Below are 22299 nucleotides of genomic sequence, written 5' to 3' on the forward strand. Positions count from 1 at the left end.
GTCATGATGGTTCCATGAATACGCACTCGCAGTCACTTCTCCTCCTCTCCGGCGCCGGACTCCCCTCGTGGATCTGGGATCAGGCCCGCGACCACCTCGGCGAGGAGATGACCTCCGTCGTCGCCCCACGCCCCACCTCGGAATCCGCGCGTCTGCGCGACTACGCCGAGGCGGCTATCGCCGCGATGCCGACCGAGCAGGTCGTCCTCGTCGGCCATTCGGCCGGCGGCGTCGTCGCCTCGGAGATCGCCCGCCTCGCTCCCGAACGGGTCGCCGGCTTCCTCGCGGTGAGCGCGATCGTGCCGCCGGCCGGTGGGTCGTTCGTCTCCGCAATGCCCGCGCCCAACCGGTGGGTGCTCGGCGCGGCGATGAGGTTCGCCGGGACCAGGCCGCCCGAGTCGGCCATCCGGAAGAACCTCGCCAGCGGCCTCGACGGTGAGATCGTCGACCGTCTCATCAGCGACTTCACCCCCGAACCCCAGGCCTACTATCGCGATCACCTCAGCCCGGGCACGTGGAGCGCACCCCGTGGATACGTGATGTCGACGACCGATAAGGAGCTGCCGCCGGCGCTGCAGAAGCGCTTCGCGGCGAACCTCGGCGGCGAGTGGACACGGGAGCTGACCACCGGGCACGTGCCCATGCTCGAGGATCCCGCCGGACTCGCCACCGCCATCACCGCCTTCGTCGACACGCTGCCGCGTAAGACGACCGGCCCCGAGTGATTCGTCAGCAGCGCAACATCGCCCTCACCCTGCGCAGAACGCGGACGGATTGTTCTTCCACTTGTCGCCGCGCTGCTTTCAGGTCCTTGCCATTTCGCCGGATCCAGTCGCTCTTGGCCGCTGCCGTTTTCACACCTCCCGCACTTCAGTGGTGTGCAGGACGTCGACACGGACCTGGTCCAGGCACATGTGAATGTGGTCGGCGGTGAGGACGGCAACGATCATGTTCGCAGCACGCGGCCTGACCCGGGAGAGTTACTGTGAACTATAAGTGGAGAACCAAGTACGGCTGGTCTCCCACGCAAACAGCCCCCGGGGCTGGTCGTTCTACACGAGATGACGCTAATTACGTCGTTTCGACGGGAAATTCTCCATGTCGATCACGATCGGTTCGTAATCGTCAATGCGATGCTCGACCTCATCGCTGGAGGACGTGTCCCAGTCTTCGTGATGATCCTCGAGGATTCGGTTTGCGATCAGCGCGAGCGCTGCATGCTGTCGTCCACGGCTGTTTCCCATCGCGACGACCGCGTCAGAACTATTCGCCTCGACTTCGTCTGCAAGTTCACGAACGTCGATACTGAAACTGACAATTGAGCCTTCGTTGTCACGCATTGGGAATGTCATTTCGGTGCCATGAACTTCAACGTCGCCTACTGCACCTACCATGTCAGCCAGCCGCCCGGCGAGAACGTAGTCAAGGTCGTGGATCTTCTCAGTCATCAGCACTTCGTTGCAGGGAATGATGTAACCACGTTCTTCCCTCGGTACGAGACTGGCACATTGGTCGTGAACGTGTCGTAGGTCTTGCCGTTGTACTTCAACTCTACAGGCGCACAGTCCTAATTCACTCATCTCTATGAGTACAAACACTCATTTGTGTTACAGTGAGGGTACACAGCACAGTCCGAACGATTGGGATCGCGATGAACGCTGAGGCCGCACCAGACCTCGATCGGGCGCTGCGCGCGCTCGCCGACGGGAACCGTCGGGCCATCCTGGCAGCGATCCGCACTTCCCCGAAACCGGTGGGGACGATCGCCGAGGAGCTCGGCCTCTCCCAGCAGACGACGTCGCACCACCTCGGCGTGCTGCGGAAGGCGGGACTGACCGTCGGCACCCGGGAGGGCACGCGGCACCTCTTCGCGGTGAGCACCGACGGCCTCGCTGCGGTGCGCACGTACCTCGATGACTTCTGGCCCACCAAGCTCTCCGCCCTCAAGGCCGCCGTGGAGAGTGATCATGGCTGAGTTCACCGATTCTATCGACATCGCCGCCCCACCCGAGGCCGTCTTCGCCTATCTCACGACGAACGAGGGGATGACGGCGTGGATGGGTGAGTTCGCCGACCTCGACCCTCGCCGAGGCGGTCAGTTCGCCGTCGACATCGCCGGCCATCCCGTCCGCGGTGAGTTCCTCGACGTCGATCCCCACAGCCGCGTCGTCGTCTCGTGGGGGTTCGCCGGCAGCGACGATCTGCCCGCCGGCGCCTCGACCGTCGAATTCCGGCTCACTCCGACCTCGGCGGGCACGCGCGTCGATCTCCGGCACTCGGACCTGCCCGAGGTCAGTGTGCCCGGCCATGCGGACGGTTGGTCGCACTTCCTCTCCCGCCTCGTCATCGCCGGGACCGGCGGCGACGCGGGACCCGACACGTGGGTGCCGCTGCCCGACCGCCCGCACTGACTCCGCCCGATCCGACGGAAGACTATTCACAGGAACTGGGAACACCGAGAGATGAGGAGAATCCCATGGCCGAGACCACCGCATACGACACCGTGAGGAAGTATCACGAGGCCTGGACGAACGGCCGCGTCGATGAGGCGATGGAGCACGTCGCCGAGGACATCGCGTGCCGCGCCCCCGGCATGGACATCGCCGGCAAGGACGCCTACCGGCAGTTCATCGGCGGCTTCGCCCCCATGCTCACCGGCATCGAGGAGGTCACCGACTTCTCCGACGGCGATCAGGTCGCCCTCTTCTACTACCCGCAGACCGCTGCGACGTCGACGACTCCGGCCGCTGAGCTCTTCACGGTCCGGGACGGTCTGATCACCGAGAGCCTGCTCATGTTCGACCGGCTCTCCTACGGTCCGCCGAACCCGTCATGATCGACGTCGACGCGTGCACACCAGTGAGGAGTGAGCGATGACTCCCGAACAAGGAGCCCTCGTCGACCGACTCCGTGCCCTGCTCGCCGACGAGCCGGCGGTGCGCGAGGTCGCGATGTTCGGCGGTCGGTCGTTCATGGTCAGCGAGAAGATCGCCGTGAGTGGACTCAAGTCCGGCAGCCTGCTCGTGCGCATCGACGCCGACCGTCACGACGAGCTCGTCGGCCGGCCGGGTGCTCGGCAGGCCGAGATGGGTGCCGGACGGACGATGGGTCCGGGGTGGATCGACGTCGCTGCCACGGCGATCGGCGACGACGCCGGGCTGAGCGCGTGGGTCGATGCGGCCCTCGAGCACAACCGGGCCGTCACCGGAACGCGCGGCTGATCCCGGCACGCAGCTGCCCCAGCTGGATCCAGATGAGGAAGCGCTGAAGCGGCCGCAGGACCAGCCCGAGGAGGCGGCGGACGAGGCTGGTCGAGGTGCGCACCCACGCGTACTCGATGTGCAGTTGGGTGCCGCCGGCCGCCGGTTCCAGGGCGATCGACGTGCGTCGGGCGTTGGCCCGCGCAGCATCGGGGTAGGTGGCCCGCCATTCGATGAACCGCGGTTCATCGGCCTCGACGACCTCCACTCGCTGGTTGACCACGTGGGGCTTGACGGTGACCGGCGTCCCATCGCGCCGGGTCGAGCGCGTTCGAGCAGCCCACGACTGACCCGCCGAGGTGGCAGCGGCGCCGTCCTCAACGGCGTCGATCGTCGGATCCCAGTCGGGCAGTCGCGAGGCGTCCGAGATCAGGCGCCACACGTCATCGATCGGCGCCGGGACGAACGCCGCAGCCGTGCCCGACAGCGCATCCGCACTCGTCGAGCCCGAACGCCGGTCCGACAGACGCTCAACTCTGTCGAGCTCGGCGAGCACAGCCTCGGGCGAGGTGCCCAAACGCTGGAGAATCGATTCGATCATGCCGCTCGGTTCGACGACGAGGTCGCGCAGCACCGCGGCCGCGTCACCTCGCTTGCCGGAGCTGTTCGCGGACTGGAGGATCCTCACCGCACGGTCACCCCACTCGTAGCCCTCGGTCTCGTGGAAGACGATACGGCCGGGCTCGGGCGGGTCCATGCGGATTCCGAGTCCGGCGAGCTGTTCGGCATGCTGCGCGGCAACCGCCTCCCGGGCGTCGTCGATCGTGATGCCGAGACTGCGCAGCACCTGACCGGCGGTCTGCTCGCTGACGGTGAGCGCGAGGAACAGGTGGTCGATGTCGGCTTCACGCTGGCCGACGCGCGAGGCTTCCTCCATCGCCGTGATCGACAGCGAGTACGACGTCGATGCGGAATCGGTGAACCTGCTCATCGGGCCCTCCTGGGGACGGGGATCGTCGGATCGATCCTCTTCGCGTACTTCTTGTGCACCGCCTGCCGGGAGACGCCGAGCGCGTCGGCGACGTCCTGCCAGCTCATCCCGGCTCGCAGTCCGGCTTCGACCTGGGCGAGTTCGAGGCGTTCGGTGAGTGCGCGCAACGATGACACTGCCCGCAGCCCCGCCCGGGGGTCACTCGTGTCGGCCGCGACATCGGCGATCTGTGTCGATTCCATGTCTGTCAATTTACGTTGCTAACGCGCCGCCTGTCAACCATTGTTGCTTACCGGCGGTCGCTTCCCGCGGGCTCAGCGGACCTCTACAGTGGGCTCATGAGCTCAACCGCCGACCTCACCGTTCGCCCTGTGACCGCTTCCGACGAGTCCCGCTGGAAGGAGCTCTTCCGCGGCTACCGGGAGTTCTACAAGCTCCCCGAATCCGAGGACGTCGTCGAGCGCGTCTGGGGATGGCTGATGGATCCGTCCCATGAGTGCGAAGGACTCGTCGCCGAGGCGGATGGGCGGATCGTCGCGATCGCCGACTACCGACGATTCTCCCGTCCATCGACGGGGACCGTCGGCCTCTGGCTCGACGACCTCTTCACCGACCCAGAAGCCCGCGGCACCGGGGCCGGTCGCGCGCTCATCGCCCGGCTGCAGGAGATCGCGGCCGAGGAGGGGCGTTCGGTCGTCCGGTGGATCACCGCCGACGACAACACGCAGGCACAGGCCCTCTACGACCAGGTCGCGACGAAGACGAACTGGCTCACCTACGACGCGGCACCGGTTGCCGAGTAGACCACTCGGAACTGCTCGCACACGACGGGCGACGCCGCCCGCGCTCCCGCCCAGAAATCGGCAAGCCTCGTGTCGTCCATGGACCGACCCTACCCCGGTAGTCTTGCTTCCATGCTCGTGTCAGACCTCGTGCGTCTCGTCGGCGCTGCGATCAGCCTCATCGGCCTCGGCCTCGTCATGGGCATCAGTCCGACGACGATCGCCGTGTCCTTCCGGGTCCTCACCGATGTTCCCCGCGCCAAGCGCGCGATGGGTTTCATGCTCCTCGGACTCATCCTCGGTGCCACGGTCATCCTCCTCGCCCTCCAGGTCATCGACCCACACACGCTCGAGACCCTCGTCAGTCGCGACATCGAGAAGGTCCTCGTCCGTCACAGCGTCGACCTCGCCGCCGGCGCCCTCTTCCTCACCGCCGGCATCATCATGGCCGTGCGGCTGCGCCGACCTCCGAAACCGAAGAGGCCGCACAGGAAGCCCACCGGCAAAGCCGGGGCGATGGTCCTCATCGGCATCTCGAACACCGTCATCAGCTTCAGCGACTTCGCGACGATGTACATGGTCGCCCGCATCGTCCGCGCCGTGAGCGAGGACATCATCATCCGCGGCATCGTCTACCTCGTCTTCATCGCCGCGATGATCGCCCCCTACGTGCTCCTCACCTGGGCATGGAACCGCTTCCCGAAGGTCTCTGCGAAACTCTCTGCGTTCTTCACCCGCATCGCGAACGCGAACCTCCGCCCCTGGGCGACCGCGCTCACGCTGCTCGCCGCCGTCATCTTCCTCGCGATGGGCATCTGGGGCGAACCGCGCCTATAGGACGCGAACGCCGCTCACGCCACTCGGGCTGCCAGTCGCACCCGCAACCCGTCGAGAAGGGCAGCGAGCCCGAGCTCGAACGACGGCTCCGCCCCGTACGAGTCGGCATTGTGAGCGGCGAGCGCCGCATGGACGGCAGGGAACTGCTCATCGGCGGCCTCCTGCGCGAGGAGGTCACCGGGGGCGACCATGTCGAGCGCCGACCCGAGCACATGCGCCTCAACCGTGCGGACGACCGCGATGACCTCGGACTCCGGCCAACCGCCTCGGCGCAGGCCCGCGACGACCGCGTCGTACATCGCATACGTCGACCGGTCCCGGATCGAGGTCGTCGCGAGCAGGCGGATGAGGTTGGGGTGGGCGGCGAAGACCCGCAGGTACGAACGCGCCCACACCTCGATTGCCTCGTCCCAGGCCAGACCCGACGACTCGGCGAAGGCGCTGACGTCGATGCCCGTGACGATCCGCGCGCGCATCGCCTCGATGAGGTCATCGCGCCCGCTGACGTGGTTGTAGAGCGAGGAGACCTGGCGGTCGACCCGATCGGCGAGGACGCGCATGGACAGCGCCTCGGCCCCCTCGACATCGACGAGATCGAGGGCGGCACTGACAAGCCGGTCCCGATTGAGTCGCATGATCACCACTTCCCCTGACTCCGTGAAGAGTGTATCGTGCTGAGGGTCACAAATACGAACACTGTTCGTACGCAATGGAGCGGAAGGGAGTCCTGTGACGACAACCCATTTCTCAGGCGGCACGATCTGGCGCGGTGCGAGCAGCGAGCCCAGTGACGCCCTCCTCATCAGTGACGGCATCGTCATCGCCGTCGGGGCGACCGACGTCGCGGCCCGCCTCGGCGAACTTCCCGCCGACACCGCAGTCGAACACGTCGACCTTGCCGGCGGGTTCCTCATGCCGTCCTTCGGCGACGGGCACGCGCACCCGATGTTCGGCGGGCTCGAGGCCGCAGGCCCCCAGGTCCGCAGATGCACCTCGGTGGATGAGATCGTCGCGGAGGTCCGACGCTGCGCCGAGGCGAACCCCGAGGCCGACTGGATCGTCGGCGCCTCGTACGACGGCAGCCTCGTCGAGGGCGGACTCTTCGACGCCCGCTGGCTCGACGAGGCGGTGGCCGACCGTCCGGTCGTCCTCCGCGCGTGGGACTACCACACGGTGTGGTGCAACTCCAGGGCGCTCGAGCTCGCCGGCATCACCGCCGACACCCCCGACCCCGTCCTCGGCGAGATCCCCCGCCTGCCCGACGGCTCCCCGCTCGGCATCCTCCGCGAATGGGGTGCCGTCGACCTCATCGACGCCGTCCGCCCACCCCAGTCCGAAGACGACCGCCTCCGCGCGCTCGACCGCGCTGCCCGCTACCTCCTCGACCGCGGGGTGACGTGGGTCCAGGACGCGTGGGTCGAACCCGCCGACGTCGACACCTACCTCACCGCCGCGAGGTCCGGCGACCTCGGCATCCGCGTCAACCTCGCCCTCTACGCCGACCCCCGGCACTTCGCCGAACAGCTGCCGGGCATGGTCGCCTCCCGTGCGCGAGTCCGCGCCGCCGGGTCTGACCTGCTCACCGCGGAGACCGTGAAGTTCTTCGCCGACGGCGTCGTCGAGAACGAGACCGGTGCCCTCCTCGAACCGTACTGCTCATCCCTGCACAACCACGGCATGCGCGTGTGGGAGGGTGACTCCCTCGCCGAGGCGGTCACCGCCGTCGACGCCGAGGGCTTCCAGATCCACATCCACGCGATCGGCGATGCCGCCGTCCGACAGGCCCTCGATGCGATCGAGACCGCGATCACCATCAACGGTCCCCGCGACCGCCGCCCCGTCATCGCGCACGCCCAGCTCGTCGACGCAGCCGACCTCCGCCGCTTCGCCGAGCTCGGGGTCATCGCGACCATGCAGCCGCTCTGGGCACAGCTCGATGCGCTCATGACCGTGCTCACGGTCCCCCGTCTCGGCGAGGATCGGGCCGATGAGCAGTACCGGATGCGCTCGATCCTCGACTCCGGAGCGAGACTCGCCTTCGGCTCCGACTGGCCGGTCTCCTCCGGAGCCCCGCTCGAGGGGCTTGCGATCGCCACGAGCAGGCGCACCGCCGACGGCGAACCGGCAGGCGGATGGACACCTGATGAGATCGTCGGCATCGGGCCCGCCCTCGACGCGTACTCTCAGTCCGTGGCCCATCAGGCCTTCGCCGACCGCGCGCCGACACCCTGGGGTGAGATCCGTCCCGGGGCGAGCGCCGACCTCGTCATCCTCGACGCCGACCCGCGCACGCTCACCGCCGCGGAACTCGCAGCCCTGCGCGTGCGCGCCACCTACCTGCGCGGCAGCCTCGCCGCCCCGACAGTCTGACCGGAAGGACCGTCATGTCCGACGACCACGGCACCACCGCTCCCGCCGAGACCGGGCATCTGCGCCGCGCCCTCGGCGTTCCCTCACTCGTCTTCTTCGGCCTCGTCTACATGGTCCCGCTCACGGTGTTCACGACCTACGGCATCGTCACCGAGATCACCGGCGGGCGCGTGCCGCTCGCCTATGTCATCACCCTCGTCGCGATGGTCTTCACCGCCCGCTCGTACGCGAAGATGGCCGGCGAGCTGCCCTTCGCCGGCTCCGCGTACACGTACACGCAGAAGACCTTCGGCGCCGGCGTCGGCTTCGTCGCCGGGTGGGCGCTGCTGCTCGACTACCTCTTCCTGCCGATGATCAACTACCTCGTCATCGGCCTCTATCTCAATGCCGCCCTGCCGATGGTCCCCTCGTGGGTCTTCGTCCTCGTCGCCATCGTCCTCGTCACGATCCTCAACATCATCGGCATCGTCTCGGTGGCGCGCGCGAACATCGTCATCATCGCCGCCCAGGGGATCTTCATCCTCACCTTCGCCGTCCTTTCCTTCGCCACCATTTCGGGCTCGGGTTCGGTCGATCTCGCCGCCCCGTTCACCGGCGACGGCACCGTCGACGGGTTCGGGGCCGTCATGGCCGGTGCCGCGATCCTCTGCCTGTCCTTCCTCGGCTTCGACGCCGTCTCGACGCTGTCGGAGGAGGCGAAGGATCCCAAGCGCTCGGTGCCGCGGGCGATCGTCATCGCCACGCTCACCGGCGGGCTCATCTACATCGTGCTCTCGTTCATCGCCCAGCTCGTCTTCCCGTCGAACGCGTTCGCCGACCCCGAGTCCGGTTCGCTCGACGTCATGGCCGCCGCCGGAGGGCAGTTCCTCACGATCTTCTTCACCGCCGCCTACGTCGCCGGCGCCTGCGGGTCGGCACTGACCTCGCAGGCCTCGGTCTCGCGCATCCTCTACGCGATGGGCCGCGACGGGGTGCTTCCGCGCGGGTTCTTCGGGCGCCTGTCGAAGCGCTTCCTCACCCCGGTCTTCGCGACGGTCACCGTCGGCGTCGTCTCCCTCCTCGCGCTCGCTGTCGACCTCACGTTCATCTCGGAGATGGTCAGCTTCGGCGCGCTCATGGCGTTCTCCGCGGTCAACCTCGCAGTCATCAAGCACTTCGTCATCGACAGGGGTCGCCGAGGCGGTCGTGCGATCCTCAGCTACGTCGTCCTGCCCGGCATCGGCTTCGGCCTCACCGTGTGGCTGTGGACGAGCCTGTCCCCGCGCACGCTCATCATCGGGCTGGTGTGGCTGGCCCTCGGCGTCGCCTACCTCGCGTTCGTCACCCGCGGCTTCCGCCGGCCCACACCCTCGCTCGATCTCAAGGAGTGAGGCGCTCGATCTCGCCGAGTGAGGCGCTCGACCTCAAGGAGTATGGCCCCCCGATCACCCGAGGACGCGCGCGGGTAGTCACTCGACGCCCCGGAGCCGGTGAACTCGATGCTCATCGCGGTGGGGATGTCCGCGTCCTTGAGGATGCTCATCGCCGGCAGGTCGCGCAGGTACGCGGCGTTGGCTTCCTCGAGCGGGAGCTCCGCCTCGGCGGAGGCGAAGGCCGCCGCGAAGGCTTCGTCGTCGAGGTCGGACTCGATCGCCCGGACGGCGAGGTCGAGGTGTTCGGGGGCGCTCATCAGCCGCAGCCCCTGGAGCGCGAGCTCTCGGGCGGGTCGGGGGACGTGCGTCCGGTACCAGGCGAGCCCGTGCTCGCTCACCGCCGCACGGTAGAGGTCGACATAGCTGCTGCGCAGGGCGTCCTGGGAAATCGCGTCGGTGTCATCGACGCGATCGAGTGCACCGGCGACGATTCCGCGGTTGCAGTCGACGAGTTCTGCGGCGGTGCCATCGAGGGCCTCCTGCGTGAGCAGAACGGGGTGGGAGCTGTCCTTCTCACACGAGAGGATGTCGTCGAGCTGGCTGTATTCGATCCGATCGAAGTCGTTCATGCCCCGAGACTAGGACGACGACGTGAATAGCAGGTGACGTGGGTCACTCTCCGGGCAGGCGGCTCTCGACGACCGTGAACTTGGCCGTCCGGGCGAGCTGCACGCTCGGACCGATGAGGTCCTCGAGCCGATCCCGGTAGCGCAGGTGGGAGTTGAAGACGGTGAGCACGCGGCCGCCGGGGGTCAGGTGGGCTGCAGCCGTGCGCATCATCCCCGCCGCCGTGTCCGTCTCGATCGCTGTGCCGTGGTGGAACGGCGGGTTGAGAAGGATGAGGTCGTACGCTCCCCCGAGCGGGTCGTCGGTACCGCCGCTGTCGGTATCGCCGGCATCGGCACCGCTCGCATCGGCGAGGATGATGTCGACGGCCGTTCCGTTGGCCTCCGCCGTCTCCCTCGCCGAGGCGACCGCCGCCTTCGAGACGTCGACGCCGACTCCCGTGTCCGCTCCCGTCACGGCTATCGCCGCTGTGAGCAGCCAGCCGTTGCCCGCTCCGAGGTCGAGGACGGAGGCCGGACGGGCGAGCGCGGGGACTGCATCCGGGGAAGCGGACGCCTCGGCGAGGGCGGTGAGCAGGAGCGATGACCCTTCGTCGGCTTTCGTCCCGGAGAAGCACGCGCCGTGGGCGCTGACCGTGAGCGGTCCGGTCGCGGGCGTGTCGATGACCCCGGTGCGCGGGAAACGGGTGAGCGAGGGGGAGGTCAGGGGGCGGCTGCCGATGATCAGACGGTTCTTCCCCACTCCCGGTGAGACGTCGACGCGACCGAAGGCGCGGGCGAGCTCCTTGTTCACCGCCCGGCTCATCACGTCGCTGCGGCCGATGACGATGAGTGTCGTGACGAGCGGGTGGAGGACGGTGATCGCCTCGGCGAGGGCATGTGTCGCCTTCGGCGCATCGACGACCGCCCAGGTCTCGCCGGGCACGTCCCCGCTCTCGGTGCGCTGTACGTCGGCGAGGTCGGCGACGGGCTCGGCACCCGGGGCTTCCGCGGCGACGTTCCGTGCCTCGTCGAGGCGGTCGTTGTACGTGCGCACGGCGGTGAGCTCGGAGAGCACGCGGGTCTGGAGGCCGAGTGGGTCGTCGACGAGGATGACCTCGTCGGGGGCAGCGCTCGGGGCGGTGAACGTCCCCTCGCTCGACCGTCCGGAGACGTCGAGTTCACCGGTGCGACGCCCGATCACATAGTCGGCGAGCAGCCGCGCCTGGGCGAGCCCCGGGGCGTCGGCGGGCCACGGCATCCGGGCGAGCAGGTCGTCGCGGGTGCGCAGGGCCGCAGAGTCGGAGGCGAGGAGGGAGGCGGGCATCCGCTCAGTCTAATGCGCGCCCGCTCGTGCGCACCTGTCGGCGACCGGGCCCGGCGTGAGATGTGCTACTAATTGAGGGAGCCTCATCCCCCGACGCACCAGGAGAGACCATGACCATTCTCGTCGGCTATTCCCCCTCGCCCGAAGGCAAGGCCGCGGTCGCATTCGGCATCGAGCAGGCTCGCGCCTTCGACGACACCCTCATCGTCCTCAACGCCGGCATCGGGGAGACGCCCGACGAGCACGGAGTCGCGACGAACGCCGACATGGATGAACTCAAGCAGACCCTGCTGAACTCCGAGGTCTCCCACGAGATCCTCCAGTTCCTCCGCGGCAACGACCCCGTCGAGGAGCTCCTGGCCCTCGCCGAGGCGACCGACGACACCCGCATGATCGTCATCGGTTCCCGTCGCCGCTCCCCCGTCGGCAAGCTCATCATGGGTTCGACCGCGCAGCGGATCATCCTCGAAGCCGAGGTCCCCGTCGTCTCCGTCAAGGCCGATCGCTCCCGCTGACGGCTCTCACCGCCGCAGACGCCGACCGATCGGCATCGACCGCGTCCGTGCGGTGACGCTCACTCCCCCGCGATGGCGGCGATGAGGGCGTCGACATCGTCGGTCGTCGTGTCGAAGGCGCACATGAGGCGGACGATGTCCCGCTCGAGCGGCCAGTCGGCGAACGCGAAGCGCTGTCGGGCCCGGGCGGCCACCTCGGCGGGCATGCGGACGAAGACGACGTTGGCCTCGACGGGCTGGACGAGGTCGAGCCCGGGGACACGGCCGGAGGCGGCCACCTCGGCGAGCCTGGTCTCGAGGTACCGCGCCATCGCGTTGGCGTGGTCCGCCGACCTCCGCCACAGGTCCCCGTCGTAGAGGGCGTTGAGCTGCGCGGAGAGGAAGCGCATCTTCGACGACAGTTGGAGGTTCATCTTCCGCAGGAAGCGCATCCCCTGCCCGATCTCGGGGTTGAGGACGACGACGGCCTCAGCGCCGAGGAGGCCGTTCTTCGTCCCGCCGAGGCTGAGGATGTCGACGCCGACGTCCGTGGTCAGGGTGGCGAGGTCGGTGCCGAGGAAGGCGGCGGCATTGCCGAGGCGGGAGCCGTCGACGTGGAGGATCATCCCGTTCGCGTGGGCGTGGTCGGCGATCGCGCGGATCTCCTCGGGCCGGTAGGTCGTCCCCCATTCCGTCGACTGGGAGATGCTCACGGCCAGCGGCTGCGCATTGTGCTCGCTGCCGCGGCCGACCATCGCAGAGGCGATCGACTCCGGGGTGAGCTTGCCGTCGGCGGTCGGGACGGCGACGATCTTGAGCCCGCCGACCTTCTCCGGTGCGCCGGTCTCGTCGTAGTTGATGTGGGCGCTCGCGGCCGTGATGACCGCGGCCCAGCGGGGCAGGGCCGACTGGAGGGCAAGGACGTTGGCGCCGGTGCCGTTGAAGACGGGGAACGCCTGCGCCCGCGCCCCGAAGTGTCCTTCCATGACGCCGTGGAAGTGCGCGGTCCAGGGATCCCCGCCGTAGCCGGGGGTGTGCCCGACATTGGCGTCGATGAGCGCCTGGATGACCTCGGGATGCGCGCCTGCCCAGTTGTCCGAACCGAAGTTGCGGGGGTGGTCGACGGGATCCGTGCTCACGCGGTCGGCAAGGTGCGGCTGCTCGGGCGTGGCGGGTTCGGCCGAGGGGTCGAGGACCTGGTCGGCGGGTGAGGGGGCGTCGTTGCGAGTCTCGTCGTTCACCTGCTCAGCGTATCGCCCTGCCCCACCGCCGTGCAGGCGGGGCCGCGGACCGACATCCCGCCTCGGCGAGTGAGCGGTGAATGGCGGAAGGGGGAGCGATCGACGATCACTCCCCCCCTTCCGGCTCAGACGGTCTCAGCCGTCAATCGCGGTCTCAGCTCTCCTCGCTGATCTTCCGGCGACGGACGAGCATGAGCGTCACGGCACCGGCGGCCAGCAGCGCCGCGCCGGCAGCGAGGGTGCCGATGGTCTCGACACCGGTGCGCGGCAGGTCACCGCCGGGGCCCGGGGCCGTCGGCGTCTCGGACGGCGACGGAGCCGGGGCGGTCGGGGTCTCGGTCGGGGCCGGGCTGTCCGTCGGAGTGTCCGTCGGGGCCGGGCTGTCCGTCGGAGTGTCCGTCGGGGCCGGGCTGTCCGTCGGAGTCGGCGATCCCGTGGGCGTCTCGGTCGGGGTCTCAGTCGGAGTCTCAGTCGGGGTGTCGGTCGGGGTGTCGGTCGGGGTCGGGGTGGAGCCCTCGTCACCGTCGCCGGTGCCGCCGCCGCCCTGGCGGACGACCTCGCCCTTCTTGATCACGGTCTCTTCGCCCTCGATCTCGAACTTCGCCGAGTTCGTGTAGGTTCCGGCCTTGCCGCCGTCGGTGACCGTCGTGCGGTAGATGACGGCGTAGACCCAGCCCTCTTCCGAGGTGAAGCTCACGGTCGAGCCGTCCTCGGAGACGGTGTAGAAGTCCTCGGGCTTCGGCCCCCAGCCCACCGGCTGCCCGTTCTCGTTGAACTGGTTCGTGCCGGCCAGACGGGTCTCACCGGGGATGAGTTCGATGTTCTCCCCGCCGAGGTCGGTCACCGTGACCTTCTGGTCGCCCTTCATCCCGCCGGCGGGCGAGGCGATGTTGACGTGCCACTGGATGATGTCGTTCTCGCGGTCGTAGCTGCCCCACTTGTAGGAGTCCTGGCCCTTCCACTCGCATTCGCCCTCGCAGGGTCCGTCGGGCGGAGTGACGGTGACGGTGTCGGAGACCTCACCGAAGTCGTAGGTGACTTCCTTGGTCTCGGTCGTCTCCGTCTGCACGGAGACCCAGAAGTAGAACGTGCCCTTGAGGTTGAGCGGGTTGTCGGCGAGGTACTGCGAGTCGAAGTCGCAGAAGATCTGCGTCTCGGTCACGGTGCACTCGCCCATTGCGACGCCCTCGGGATCGAGGAGGTCGAACGCGTCGACACGGCCCTGCAGTTCGGCAGGCAGGTCGACGACGAAGCCCGCGGGCGTCGTCGGGTTGTCGGGGAGACTCCAGGTGCCGTCGATGCGGGCTACGGAGCCGCTCTTGATCTCGTCCTGCTGGAATTCGAGGGAGTCGATCGAGGCGTTGGTCTGGTACGGCGGCGCAGCATTCGCGGGGATTGCGACCAGTACCGTTGCGAGCAGGGCGAACATCGCGAGGATGGCCGCCCCGACGCGTGGAAGTACGTGCGTCATGGGGATTCCTTTGTATGTTGGACAGCACCGTCGACTATCCGGGAGGGGACCGGAGATCGGTGCTGAGTGGGGACTCAAAGCGAAACATTACAAGTTGGACACGATGATCACAACTTGCACACGAATTCTGCCCAGTCGGCTCTCAGAGATGAGGGGTGCTGCCGGCGGTGATGAGGGTGTGCAGCTGCGGATTCCGCACTTGGAGCACCAAGAACTACCCGTGCACCGGGTGTTTTCAGCGCTGCGGGTGCGGGGTGGAGAACTGCCGGGATGATGTGACGCTCCGGGGATGACGTGACGCTCCGGGGATGACGTGGCGCTGCGGGTGCGGGATGAAGGGGCTGAGGCGAGTGCAGACGGCACGAAGCCCGCCTCCGATGATCGGAGGCGGGCTTCGCAGTGCTGACCGCGGCGACCCGGTCTCAGCGGCCGGGTGTCAGCGGCTCACTTGCCGGCGAGGAGCTCACGCATGAGTTCGGCGGTCTCGGTCGGGGTCTTGCCGACCTTGACGCCGGCGGCCTCGAGGGCCTCCTTCTTCGCCTGGGCGGTGCCCGAGGAGCCGGAGACGATGGCGCCGGCGTGGCCCATGGTCTTGCCCTCGGGAGCGGTGAAGCCTGCGACGTAGCCGACGACCGGCTTCGACACGTTCTCCTTGATGTAGGCGGCGGCCCGCTCCTCGGCGTCTCCGCCGATCTCGCCGATCATGACGATCGCCTCGGTCTCCGGGTCGGCCTCGAACGCCTCGAGGGCGTCGATGTGCGTGGTGCCGATGACCGGGTCACCGCCGATGCCGATCGCGGTCGAGAAGCCGAGGTCACGGAGTTCGTACATCATCTGGTAGGTGAGCGTGCCCGACTTCGAGACGAGCCCGAGCTTGCCCTTCTTCGTGATGTTCGCGGGGATGATGCCGGCCAGCGACTGCTCGGGCGAGATGATGCCCGGGCAGTTGGGGCCGATGATCCGGGTCTTGTTGCCGGCCGCCTGGGCACGCGCCCAGACCTCGGCCGAATCCTGGACCGGGATGCCCTCGGTGATGACAACGAGCAGGCCGATGCCGGCGTCGATCGCCTCGATCGCCGCGTCCTTCGAGAACGCGGGCGGGACGAAGGCGACGGACACGTCGGCACCGGTGGCCTCCATCGCCTCGGCGACGGTCGCGAAGACGGGAAGCTCGATGTCATCGCCGTTCTTGTCGACGTGCTTGACAGTGGTGCCGGCCTTGCGGGCGTTGACGCCGCCGACGACGTTCGAGCCGGCCGCGAGCATGCGCGCGGTGTGCTTGGTGCCCTCGCCGCCGGTGATGCCCTGGACGATGATCTTCGAATCGGAATTCAGGAAGATTGACATGGGTATGGAGACCTTTCCTTACTTCGCAGCAGCCAGTTCGGCGGCCTTGTCGGCTCCACCGTCCATGGTGTCGACCTGGGTGACGAGCGGGTGAGCGGCCTCGGCGAGGATCGCCCGTCCCTCTTCGACGTTGTTGCCGTCGAGGCGGACGACGAGGGGCTTGGTCGCCTGGTCGCCGAGGATCTCGAGGGCCTTGACGATGCCGCGGGCGACCTCGTCGCAGGCGGTAATGCCGCCGAAGACGTTGACGAAGACAGCCTTGACCTGGTCATCGCCGAGGATGACGTCGAGTCCGTTGGCCATGACCTCCGCCGAGGCGCCGCCGCCGATGTCGAGGAAGTTCGCCGGCTTGACGTTGTCGTGCTTCTCGCCTGCGTAGGCGACGACGTCGAGGGTCGACATCACGAGGCCCGCACCGTTGCCGATGATTCCGACCTCGCCGTCGAGCTTGACGTAGTTGAGGTCGAGTTCCTTGGCCTTGAGCTCGAGGGGGTCCTCGGCGTCGATGTCGCGCAGCTCTTCGTGGTCGGGGTGGCGGAAGTCGGCGTTCTCGTCGAGCGAGACCTTGCCGTCGAGGGCGATGATGTCACCGGCACCGGTCTTGACCAGCGGGTTGACCTCGACGAGGGTGGCGTCCTCCTTCTCGAAGACGGTCCACAGGGACACGAGCACGGGGGCGACCTTCGCAGCGGTCTCGGCATCGAAGCCGGCAGCCTCGGCGATCTCCCTGGCCTTGGCCTCGTCGATCCCGTCGATCGCGTTGACGGGGATCTTCGCGAGCGCTTCGGGGCGCTCGACCGCGAGCTGCTCGATCTCCATGCCGCCTTCCTTCGAGCACATCGCGAGGTAGGTGCGGTTGGAGCGGTCGAGGAGGACGGAGAAGTAGTATTCTTCGGCGATGTCCGCACCTTCGGCGATCATCACCTTCTTCGTGATGTGTCCCTTGATGTCGAGACCGAGGATCTCCTTGGCACGCGCTTCCGCCTCGTCAGGATTCTTCGCGACCTTGACGCCGCCGGCCTTGCCGCGGCCGCCGATCTTCACCTGCGACTTGACGACGACCACGCCGCCGCCCAGGTCTTCGGCTGCCTTCTTCGCTTCTTCTGGTGTCGTGGCGACCTGAGCCTTGAGCACGGGCACCCCGTGCTTCTCGAACAGGTCACGTGCTTGATACTCGAAAAGATCCACGTGTCTTCCTTCGTTTCGTCTGCAGGGCGTTCTCACCCAGCATTCGTGCGGGGTCTTTTGGCCCCGCAAGAGCGTTGACGGATGCAACAACCACAGACCACTTTATTCCCAACCGCACTCGAGCAACCAAATTCGCAGGCCCGGTACGTAAGGAATGTCTCGCGAAAAAGAATCTTGGTCGTCAAGATTCTTGATCTGGACGTAAAATCGGATCATGGATGAGGTCGACAGGATCGTCGCTGCGTGGCGACACGAGCGTCCTGACCTCGATGTCTCCCCCATGGAGATCCTCTCCCGGGTGACTCGGCTCTCCCGTCAGCTCGACCGGGCACGGAAGTCGAGCTTCGCCGAGTACGGCATCGAGGGCTGGGCCTTCGACGTGCTCTCCGCCCTGCGCCGCTCCGGCGAGCCCTACCAGCTCTCCCCCTCCACGCTGCTCCAGGAGACGCTCGTGACCTCGGGGACGATGACGAACCGCATCGACCGCCTCGTCACCGCCGGCTGGGTCGAACGCCTCCCCGATCCTGCCGATCGCCGCGGGGTGCTCGTGCGCCTGACCGAGACCGGACGCGCGACCGTCGACTCGGCACTCGCCGACCTCCTCGTCAAGGAGCGCGACATCCTCGCCGGCCTCACCCCCGCGGGACGGCGCAAGCTCGCCGCACTCCTGCGCGAGCTCTCCACCGGCTTCGACGGCGACGAGGACTGAACGATGACCGACCCGACAGATCCCGCCGAGGTGCTCCACCCCGCCGAGGCGACCGCCGGGTCCCTGCGCGACTGGACCGGGGTGGCGCCGCCTCGGCGGGAGACGATCCACGGCACGATCGTCGACCTCGAACCGCTCGATCCCCTCCGTCACGGCGACGACCTCTTCGAGGCCTCGATTGCCGAGGGAGCCGAGGAGCACTTCGCCTATCTGCCGGAGGTCCCACCAACCGATCGCGGTGAGTTCACCGACTGGCTGACCACGGTCGCGGCCTCGCCCGATCCCCTCTTCTTCGCGGTCGTCGACCGCGCCACCGGACGCGCAGTGGGACGCCAGGCGCTCATGCGCGTCGATCCGGCCAACGGGGTCATCGAGATCGGCAACATCCTCTGGGGTCCCGACCTCGCGCGCACCCGCGGGGCGACCGAGGCGTTCTTCCTCTTCGCCGACGCGGTCTTCGCTTCCGGTTATCGCCGCTTCGAATGGAAGTGCAACGACGCCAACGTCCCCTCGAAACGGGCGGCGGAGCGCTTCGGCTTCACTCCCGAAGGGGTCTTCCGCCAGCACATGGTCGTCAAGGGGCGCAACCGGGACACCGCATGGTTCTCGATCCTCGACTCCGAATGGCCGCAGCTGCGGAAGGGGTTCGCCGCATGGCTCGATCCGGCGAACTTCGACGAGGCCGGAGTGCAGAGGCGCAGTCTGCGCGAGCTCAGGGGACGCTGAGCACCGACAGACGCCGGGTCCACACAGGACACAGAGACCCCACAGGGCGCTGAGATCGGCGCGTCCCGCCGGGCCCGGACGGCCCGTCGGCATAGGCTGGAGCTGATGTCCGACACGACTCCGACGTTCGAGGAACCATGCGCCTTCGCTCCCTTGCCCTCCTGACCGCTGCCGCTGTCCTCACCACGAGCGCCTGCGTGCCGACCTCGACGGAGACGCGGCCCCAGCCGCGCCCCTCGGTCAGTCCCGAGGAGGTCACTCCGATCGCCACGCCAGACGATGCACCGGAGATCTCCGTCGTCGACTCCTCCCCCGGCGGAGCGAAGGAGTCCGACCCGCTGTGGCAGGGCCTGGCGCAGGCCGCCGCGGAGAAGAAGCCGGCCTACCTCAAGACGTGGGTCCACACGGCCAACCCGGACCTCCCCGACTCCGGCGAGGTCACCGTCACCCCCGACAGCCCCAACAGCGTCAGCGTCACCCTCGATGCGGGCAACGTGACGACGGACAAGGCCCCGTTCGTCCTCATCCACGGACTCTTCGACGTCGAGGAGATCGGCGAGTCCGCGTACACGCTCACGACCGTGAACTCCGACGACATCCCCGAACTCGATCCGCAGGGACCCGACGACGAGGCCCGGTGCACGGCCGACGACGCCCAGGAGCGGATCTCCCTGGCCGCCGACGACCTCTCCGCGGATCCGTCGAAGCGCGAGGAGTTCCGCCAGCAGTGGGGTGCGTCCCCGCAGGTGTGGTGGGGCATCCAGATGACCGCGCGGAGCCTCGGTGAAGAGGGCGACGTCGCCGGCGACTACCTCACCGAGGCATGCGGGGCCTACCTGGGTCAGTGACGTCGACCTCGTACGAGTGAGTCGCCGGAGTGAGCCGCCTCGCCCCTGCTACGCGAGCGCCCGGTTGTAGGCGTCGACGACCGGCGGGGTGAAGTAGCCGACGATGACGGCGATCGCAGTGATGAGGCATCCGAGGCCGAGCCACAGTGATCCGCCGATGACGCTGATGCCGAAGACGATGACGAGGAGCTCGAAGGCGATCGCCGCGGGCCGCGCCCACCGATGCAGCCGCCACGATCCCCGCGCCGCGGCGAGGAGTCCGGCGGCGAAGATGAGGAACATCACCGCGAGGCCGATGAGTGAGCTCGCGAGCGCCCCGGCGCCCAGCGCGGTGACGACGAACGAGATCGCGGTGCCGATGAGCACGAGCGCCTGCAGACCGAGGACGATGACGACGAGGAGCATCGCCCGCGGGGTGGGCACACCGTGACCGTCCGGATCCGGAGACCCGGGCGCCCCACCTGCGTCCGCCGGCCTCACACGGTCACCCGCGCGAATCCGGGGATGAGGATCTCGTCGAGCATGCGTTCGCGCACGTCGAGCGGGAGGAAGGCCGCGGTGATCGCGTTGACGGTCGCCCACTCGAGGTCGGTCTGGGTCCAGCCCGCCTCGTCGACGAGCAGGCGCATCTCCCGGGTCACGGATGTGCCCGACATGAGGCGGTTGTCCGGGTTGATCGTCACGGCGAAGCCGAGGTCCTTGAGCCCGGTGATCGGGTGGGAGGCGATGGTGCCGCCGATGTCGGTCTGGAGGTTCGAGCTCGGGCAGAGTTCGAGGGGGATCTGCTGGTCGAGCACCCATGCGGCGAGGCTGCCAAGCTGGCCCTCACCGTCGACGATGTCCATGTCCTCGACGATCCGCGCGCCGTGGCCGATGCGCTGCGTGTGGCAGACCGTGACCGCTTCGTGGATGGACTCCTTCCCGGCGGCCTCACCGGCGTGGATCGTCACCGGCACGTAGGCCTGGTGGAGGGCGTTGAAGGCCGAGAGGTGGGCCGAGGGCGGGAAGCCCTTCTCGGGGCCGGCGATGTCGAAGCCGACGACGCCGGAGTCCGCGCCCTTCTCCCGGTGGCGGATGGCGAGTTCGGCGATCGCCATCGAGTTGTCGGCCTGGCGCATCGCGGTGATGATCTGACCGACACGGATGAACCGGCCGTCGGCCGACGCCTCGGCGACACCGGCGTCGAGGCCCTCCTGGACGGCGTCGACGACGTCGTCGAGGTCGAGGCCGCCGGCGAGGTGCTGCTCGGGTGCCCACCGGGCTTCGGCGTAGAAGACTCCGTCGGCGACCTGGTCGAGCACCCACTCCTTGGCGACGCGGATCAGGCCCTCACGGGTCTGCATCACCGCGGTGGTGTGGGCGAAGGTCTCGAGGTAGCGGACGAGGTCACCGGAGTTCGCGGACTCCGCGAACCACTGGGCCAGCGCCTCGGGATCCGTGGCGGGCAGCTCATGGCCGACCGCCTCGGCGAGTTCGATCATCGTCTCCGGTCGCAGACCACCGTCGAGGTGGTCGTGGAGGGAGACCTTGGGCAGCTGGAGGATCGGGTCGTCGTGGGCGACGCCGGCGGGAGTTCTATGCACGGGGCAAGTCTATCGGCTGCCGGCCGGGAGGAGCATGGGAACGCTACCCCGCGGTCGGGTCGATGTCCCCGCTCTTGATCCGCTCGCGCAGATCCGCGATGCTGCGCCCGGCGTCGGAGACGCGGCTGAGGAACCCGTCCTCGGCAGAGATGCCGACTCCGCCGTTGTCGATCGTCCCCTTGTACTCGTGCTCGGTGACGAGGATGCCGTTGATCTCGGCGGGGTCCTCGGGACCGGGTTCGACGACCTCGTCGGGATTCTTGCTCTGCGGCCATTCGGGGAACATCGTCCGCAGCCCGCGGCGGATGTTCGGTTCGATCGTCGCGATGATCGCGTCGCTGAAGTCGCCCGAGGCGCCGTACCAGATGATCTTCGGCAGCACCGGCTCCTCACCCTCGCCCTCGGGGTCGGGGGTGGCAGTGGCCGCGGCGGTGCGCTCCTCGGTGACGGCGGCGAGCACCCCCATCGCTGCAGCCGAGCCGAAGGGCACGACGACATCGGCGTCGGCTCTGCGCGCGGACTCGAAGAAGTCGCGGCCGCCGCCGTCGGTGTCGTCGACGGTGCGTCCGGCGATCCGCGACTCCCGGTACGAGGTGACGTCCTCGACCTCGTCGCCGGACTCCTTGTTGTAGAGGGCCACACCGGCGTCGAAGGCGGTGAGGATCTGCTCGGCCTGCGGGAATCCGCGGGAGACGAACGCGGAGACCTCACCCGATTCGCTCGCCGTGGCCGCGATGTAGCCGGCGATGAACGCCGGCGGCACGAGGTCGAAGTCGAGGCTGAGCACATTGTCGGGGAAGTCCTCGTGCCCGCTGGCGATGCCGAGGAAGAGGCCGTCGGGGTTGCCTCGGGCGAAGTCGGCGAGTTCGCTCGCGCCGCCGGGTCCGACGACGGTCGTGAGCGTGCACGCCTCCCCCGTCGTTCGCTGCAGGGCCGCCGAGGTGGCGGAGGAGTTCGAGACCCGCTGACTCGAGGTCGCGGTGAAGAGTCCCGCCGCCCGCGCGAGCTCGATCTCGGCGAGGGTGATGGCTCCGGCGGAGTGGTCGTCGAAGCCGGCAGGGGCCGAGATCATGCATCCGGTCGTCGGGTCCGCGACCGCCTCGGGCGTCGACACCGCACACGCGCTCACCCCGAGGAGGCTGAGCACGCCGAGGGCGGCACCGGCGGCCCGGGTCGCGAGGTTCGTTCTCATCGCTCCAGGTTATCGGGCGGGCCTGAGTGCCGCCCG

At 68.3% G+C, this 22299-nt stretch carries 26 protein-coding genes; 13 read left to right on the top strand and 13 right to left on the bottom strand.

The annotated features are described in order from the left end of the window. Positions 1–14 precede the first annotated feature (14 nt). A complete protein-coding gene (locus tag BC102111_RS16610) occupies positions 15–725 on the top strand; it encodes an alpha/beta fold hydrolase (RefSeq protein ID WP_063249128.1) in 711 nt (236 codons plus the stop codon). A gap of 342 nt (positions 726–1067) precedes the next feature. Here the strand turns inward: BC102111_RS16610 and BC102111_RS16615 are convergent, their stop codons facing one another. Next, entirely contained in the window at positions 1068–1448 is a 381-nt protein-coding gene (locus BC102111_RS16615) for a hypothetical protein (RefSeq protein WP_063249129.1), read from the bottom strand. Between the two features lie 203 nt (positions 1449–1651). Between BC102111_RS16615 and BC102111_RS16620 the strand changes: the two genes are divergently transcribed. The 4 genes from BC102111_RS16620 to BC102111_RS16635 all read left to right on the top strand — a co-directional run bounded on the left by BC102111_RS16620 (position 1652) and on the right by BC102111_RS16635 (position 3221). After that, positions 1652–1975, top strand: coding sequence for an ArsR/SmtB family transcription factor (locus BC102111_RS16620; protein WP_063249130.1), 324 nt, complete (start codon positions 1652–1654; stop codon positions 1973–1975). Next, positions 1968–2411 (top strand): SRPBCC family protein, encoded by a 444-nt coding sequence (locus BC102111_RS16625; protein WP_063249131.1) that lies wholly within the window; start codon positions 1968–1970, stop codon positions 2409–2411. Before BC102111_RS16620 ends, BC102111_RS16625 begins: the two co-directional genes overlap by 8 nt. Positions 2412–2476: 65 nt before the next feature. Then, positions 2477–2836, top strand: a complete 360-nt coding sequence (locus BC102111_RS16630; RefSeq protein ID WP_063249132.1) for a nuclear transport factor 2 family protein — start codon at positions 2477–2479, stop codon at positions 2834–2836. A 37-nt stretch (positions 2837–2873) separates the two neighbouring features. Further along, positions 2874–3221, top strand: a complete 348-nt coding sequence (locus BC102111_RS16635) for a TfoX/Sxy family protein (protein ID WP_063249133.1) — start codon at positions 2874–2876, stop codon at positions 3219–3221. On the opposite strand, the gene BC102111_RS16640 is transcribed toward BC102111_RS16635, so the two are convergent. Both BC102111_RS16640 and BC102111_RS16645 read right to left on the bottom strand, forming a co-directional pair. Then, positions 3202–4191 (bottom strand): SRPBCC family protein, encoded by a 990-nt coding sequence (locus BC102111_RS16640; protein WP_063249134.1) that lies wholly within the window; start codon positions 4189–4191, stop codon positions 3202–3204. The two genes, BC102111_RS16635 and BC102111_RS16640, sit on opposite strands and share 20 nt — an antisense overlap. Beyond that, entirely contained in the window at positions 4188–4433 is a 246-nt protein-coding gene (locus tag BC102111_RS16645; protein WP_009379447.1) for a hypothetical protein, read from the bottom strand. The genes BC102111_RS16640 and BC102111_RS16645 overlap by 4 nt, the downstream gene beginning before the upstream one ends. Before the next feature lie 96 nt (positions 4434–4529). Here BC102111_RS16645 and BC102111_RS16650 point away from each other — a divergent pair, with 96 nt between their 5' ends. Then, positions 4530–4994 carry a GNAT family N-acetyltransferase gene (locus tag BC102111_RS16650; RefSeq protein WP_063249135.1) on the top strand — a complete coding sequence of 155 codons (465 nt, stop codon included), beginning with the start codon at positions 4530–4532 and terminating at the stop codon, positions 4992–4994. Positions 4995–5105: 111 nt separating this feature from the next. After that, positions 5106–5810, top strand: a complete 705-nt coding sequence (locus tag BC102111_RS16655) for a hypothetical protein (RefSeq protein ID WP_009379454.1) — start codon at positions 5106–5108, stop codon at positions 5808–5810. Between the two features lie 14 nt (positions 5811–5824). Here BC102111_RS16655 and BC102111_RS16660 read toward each other — a convergent pair whose 3' ends face one another. Next, complete coding sequence (locus tag BC102111_RS16660; protein ID WP_040342135.1) at positions 5825–6445, bottom strand: TetR/AcrR family transcriptional regulator; 621 nt, start codon at positions 6443–6445, stop codon at positions 5825–5827. 94 nt (positions 6446–6539) lie between these two features. On the opposite strand from BC102111_RS16660, the gene BC102111_RS16665 reads away from it, so the two are divergent. After that, positions 6540–8180, top strand: coding sequence for an amidohydrolase (locus BC102111_RS16665; protein ID WP_009379458.1), 1641 nt, complete (start codon positions 6540–6542; stop codon positions 8178–8180). Between the two features lie 14 nt (positions 8181–8194). Next, positions 8195–9550: an APC family permease gene (locus tag BC102111_RS16670; RefSeq protein ID WP_009379459.1), complete on the top strand. Its 1356-nt coding sequence runs from the start codon at positions 8195–8197 to the stop codon at positions 9548–9550. Here BC102111_RS16670 and BC102111_RS16675 read toward each other — a convergent pair. Then, a complete protein-coding gene (locus tag BC102111_RS16675) occupies positions 9487–10161 on the bottom strand; it encodes a hypothetical protein (RefSeq protein ID WP_040342082.1) in 675 nt (224 codons plus the stop codon). The genes BC102111_RS16670 and BC102111_RS16675 overlap by 64 nt on opposite strands. 43 nt (positions 10162–10204) lie before the next feature. Beyond that, positions 10205–11464 carry a class I SAM-dependent methyltransferase gene (locus tag BC102111_RS16680; protein WP_063249136.1) on the bottom strand — a complete coding sequence of 420 codons (1260 nt, stop codon included), beginning with the start codon at positions 11462–11464 and terminating at the stop codon, positions 10205–10207. A gap of 110 nt (positions 11465–11574) precedes the next feature. Here BC102111_RS16680 and BC102111_RS16685 point away from each other — a divergent pair, with 110 nt between their 5' ends. After that, complete coding sequence (locus BC102111_RS16685; RefSeq protein ID WP_009379462.1) at positions 11575–11979, top strand: universal stress protein; 405 nt, start codon at positions 11575–11577, stop codon at positions 11977–11979. Positions 11980–12038: 59 nt separating this feature from the next. Here BC102111_RS16685 and BC102111_RS16690 read toward each other — a convergent pair whose 3' ends face one another. From BC102111_RS16690 to sucC, 4 genes are all read right to left on the bottom strand, one after another. After that, the gene (locus BC102111_RS16690; protein ID WP_231882172.1) at positions 12039–13199 is read right to left on the bottom strand and encodes a threonine aldolase family protein; all 1161 of its coding nucleotides are present in this window, start codon (positions 13197–13199) and stop codon (positions 12039–12041) included. Positions 13200–13353: 154 nt separating this feature from the next. Beyond that, positions 13354–14670 carry a collagen binding domain-containing protein gene (locus tag BC102111_RS16695; protein WP_101624894.1) on the bottom strand — a complete coding sequence of 439 codons (1317 nt, stop codon included), beginning with the start codon at positions 14668–14670 and terminating at the stop codon, positions 13354–13356. Between the two features lie 444 nt (positions 14671–15114). Further along, positions 15115–16017 (bottom strand): succinate--CoA ligase subunit alpha, encoded by a 903-nt coding sequence (gene sucD, locus BC102111_RS16700; protein WP_009379466.1) that lies wholly within the window; start codon positions 16015–16017, stop codon positions 15115–15117. A gap of 18 nt (positions 16018–16035) precedes the next feature. Then, complete coding sequence (gene sucC, locus BC102111_RS16705; protein WP_009379467.1) at positions 16036–17205, bottom strand: ADP-forming succinate--CoA ligase subunit beta; 1170 nt, start codon at positions 17203–17205, stop codon at positions 16036–16038. Between the two features lie 214 nt (positions 17206–17419). Here sucC and BC102111_RS16710 point away from each other — a divergent pair, with 214 nt between their 5' ends. From BC102111_RS16710 to BC102111_RS16720, 3 genes are all read left to right on the top strand, one after another. After that, on the top strand, positions 17420–17914 hold the full coding sequence (locus tag BC102111_RS16710) for a MarR family winged helix-turn-helix transcriptional regulator (RefSeq protein ID WP_009379468.1): 495 nt from the start codon (positions 17420–17422) through the stop codon (positions 17912–17914). Between the two features lie 3 nt (positions 17915–17917). Next, positions 17918–18640 (top strand): GNAT family N-acetyltransferase, encoded by a 723-nt coding sequence (locus tag BC102111_RS16715; RefSeq protein ID WP_009379469.1) that lies wholly within the window; start codon positions 17918–17920, stop codon positions 18638–18640. Between the two features lie 137 nt (positions 18641–18777). Next, positions 18778–19488 carry a hypothetical protein gene (locus tag BC102111_RS16720; RefSeq protein ID WP_009379470.1) on the top strand — a complete coding sequence of 237 codons (711 nt, stop codon included), beginning with the start codon at positions 18778–18780 and terminating at the stop codon, positions 19486–19488. Positions 19489–19536: 48 nt separating this feature from the next. Here the strand turns inward: BC102111_RS16720 and BC102111_RS16725 are convergent, their stop codons facing one another. Genes BC102111_RS16725 through BC102111_RS16735 form a run of 3 tightly spaced genes read right to left on the bottom strand, consistent with a single transcriptional unit; the run spans position 19537 to position 22263 of the window. After that, positions 19537–19911 carry a hypothetical protein gene (locus BC102111_RS16725; RefSeq protein ID WP_223289954.1) on the bottom strand — a complete coding sequence of 125 codons (375 nt, stop codon included), beginning with the start codon at positions 19909–19911 and terminating at the stop codon, positions 19537–19539. Between the two features lie 53 nt (positions 19912–19964). Beyond that, a complete protein-coding gene (locus tag BC102111_RS16730; protein ID WP_009379474.1) occupies positions 19965–21071 on the bottom strand; it encodes an adenosine deaminase in 1107 nt (368 codons plus the stop codon). Between the two features lie 43 nt (positions 21072–21114). Then, on the bottom strand, positions 21115–22263 hold the full coding sequence (locus BC102111_RS16735; protein ID WP_009379476.1) for a BMP family ABC transporter substrate-binding protein: 1149 nt from the start codon (positions 22261–22263) through the stop codon (positions 21115–21117). Positions 22264–22299: the final 36 nt, after the last annotated feature.

It is taken from the genome of Brevibacterium casei CIP 102111 (assembly GCF_900169275.1).
In the GTDB taxonomy this organism is placed as follows: Bacteria; Actinomycetota; Actinomycetes; order Actinomycetales; family Brevibacteriaceae; genus Brevibacterium; species Brevibacterium casei.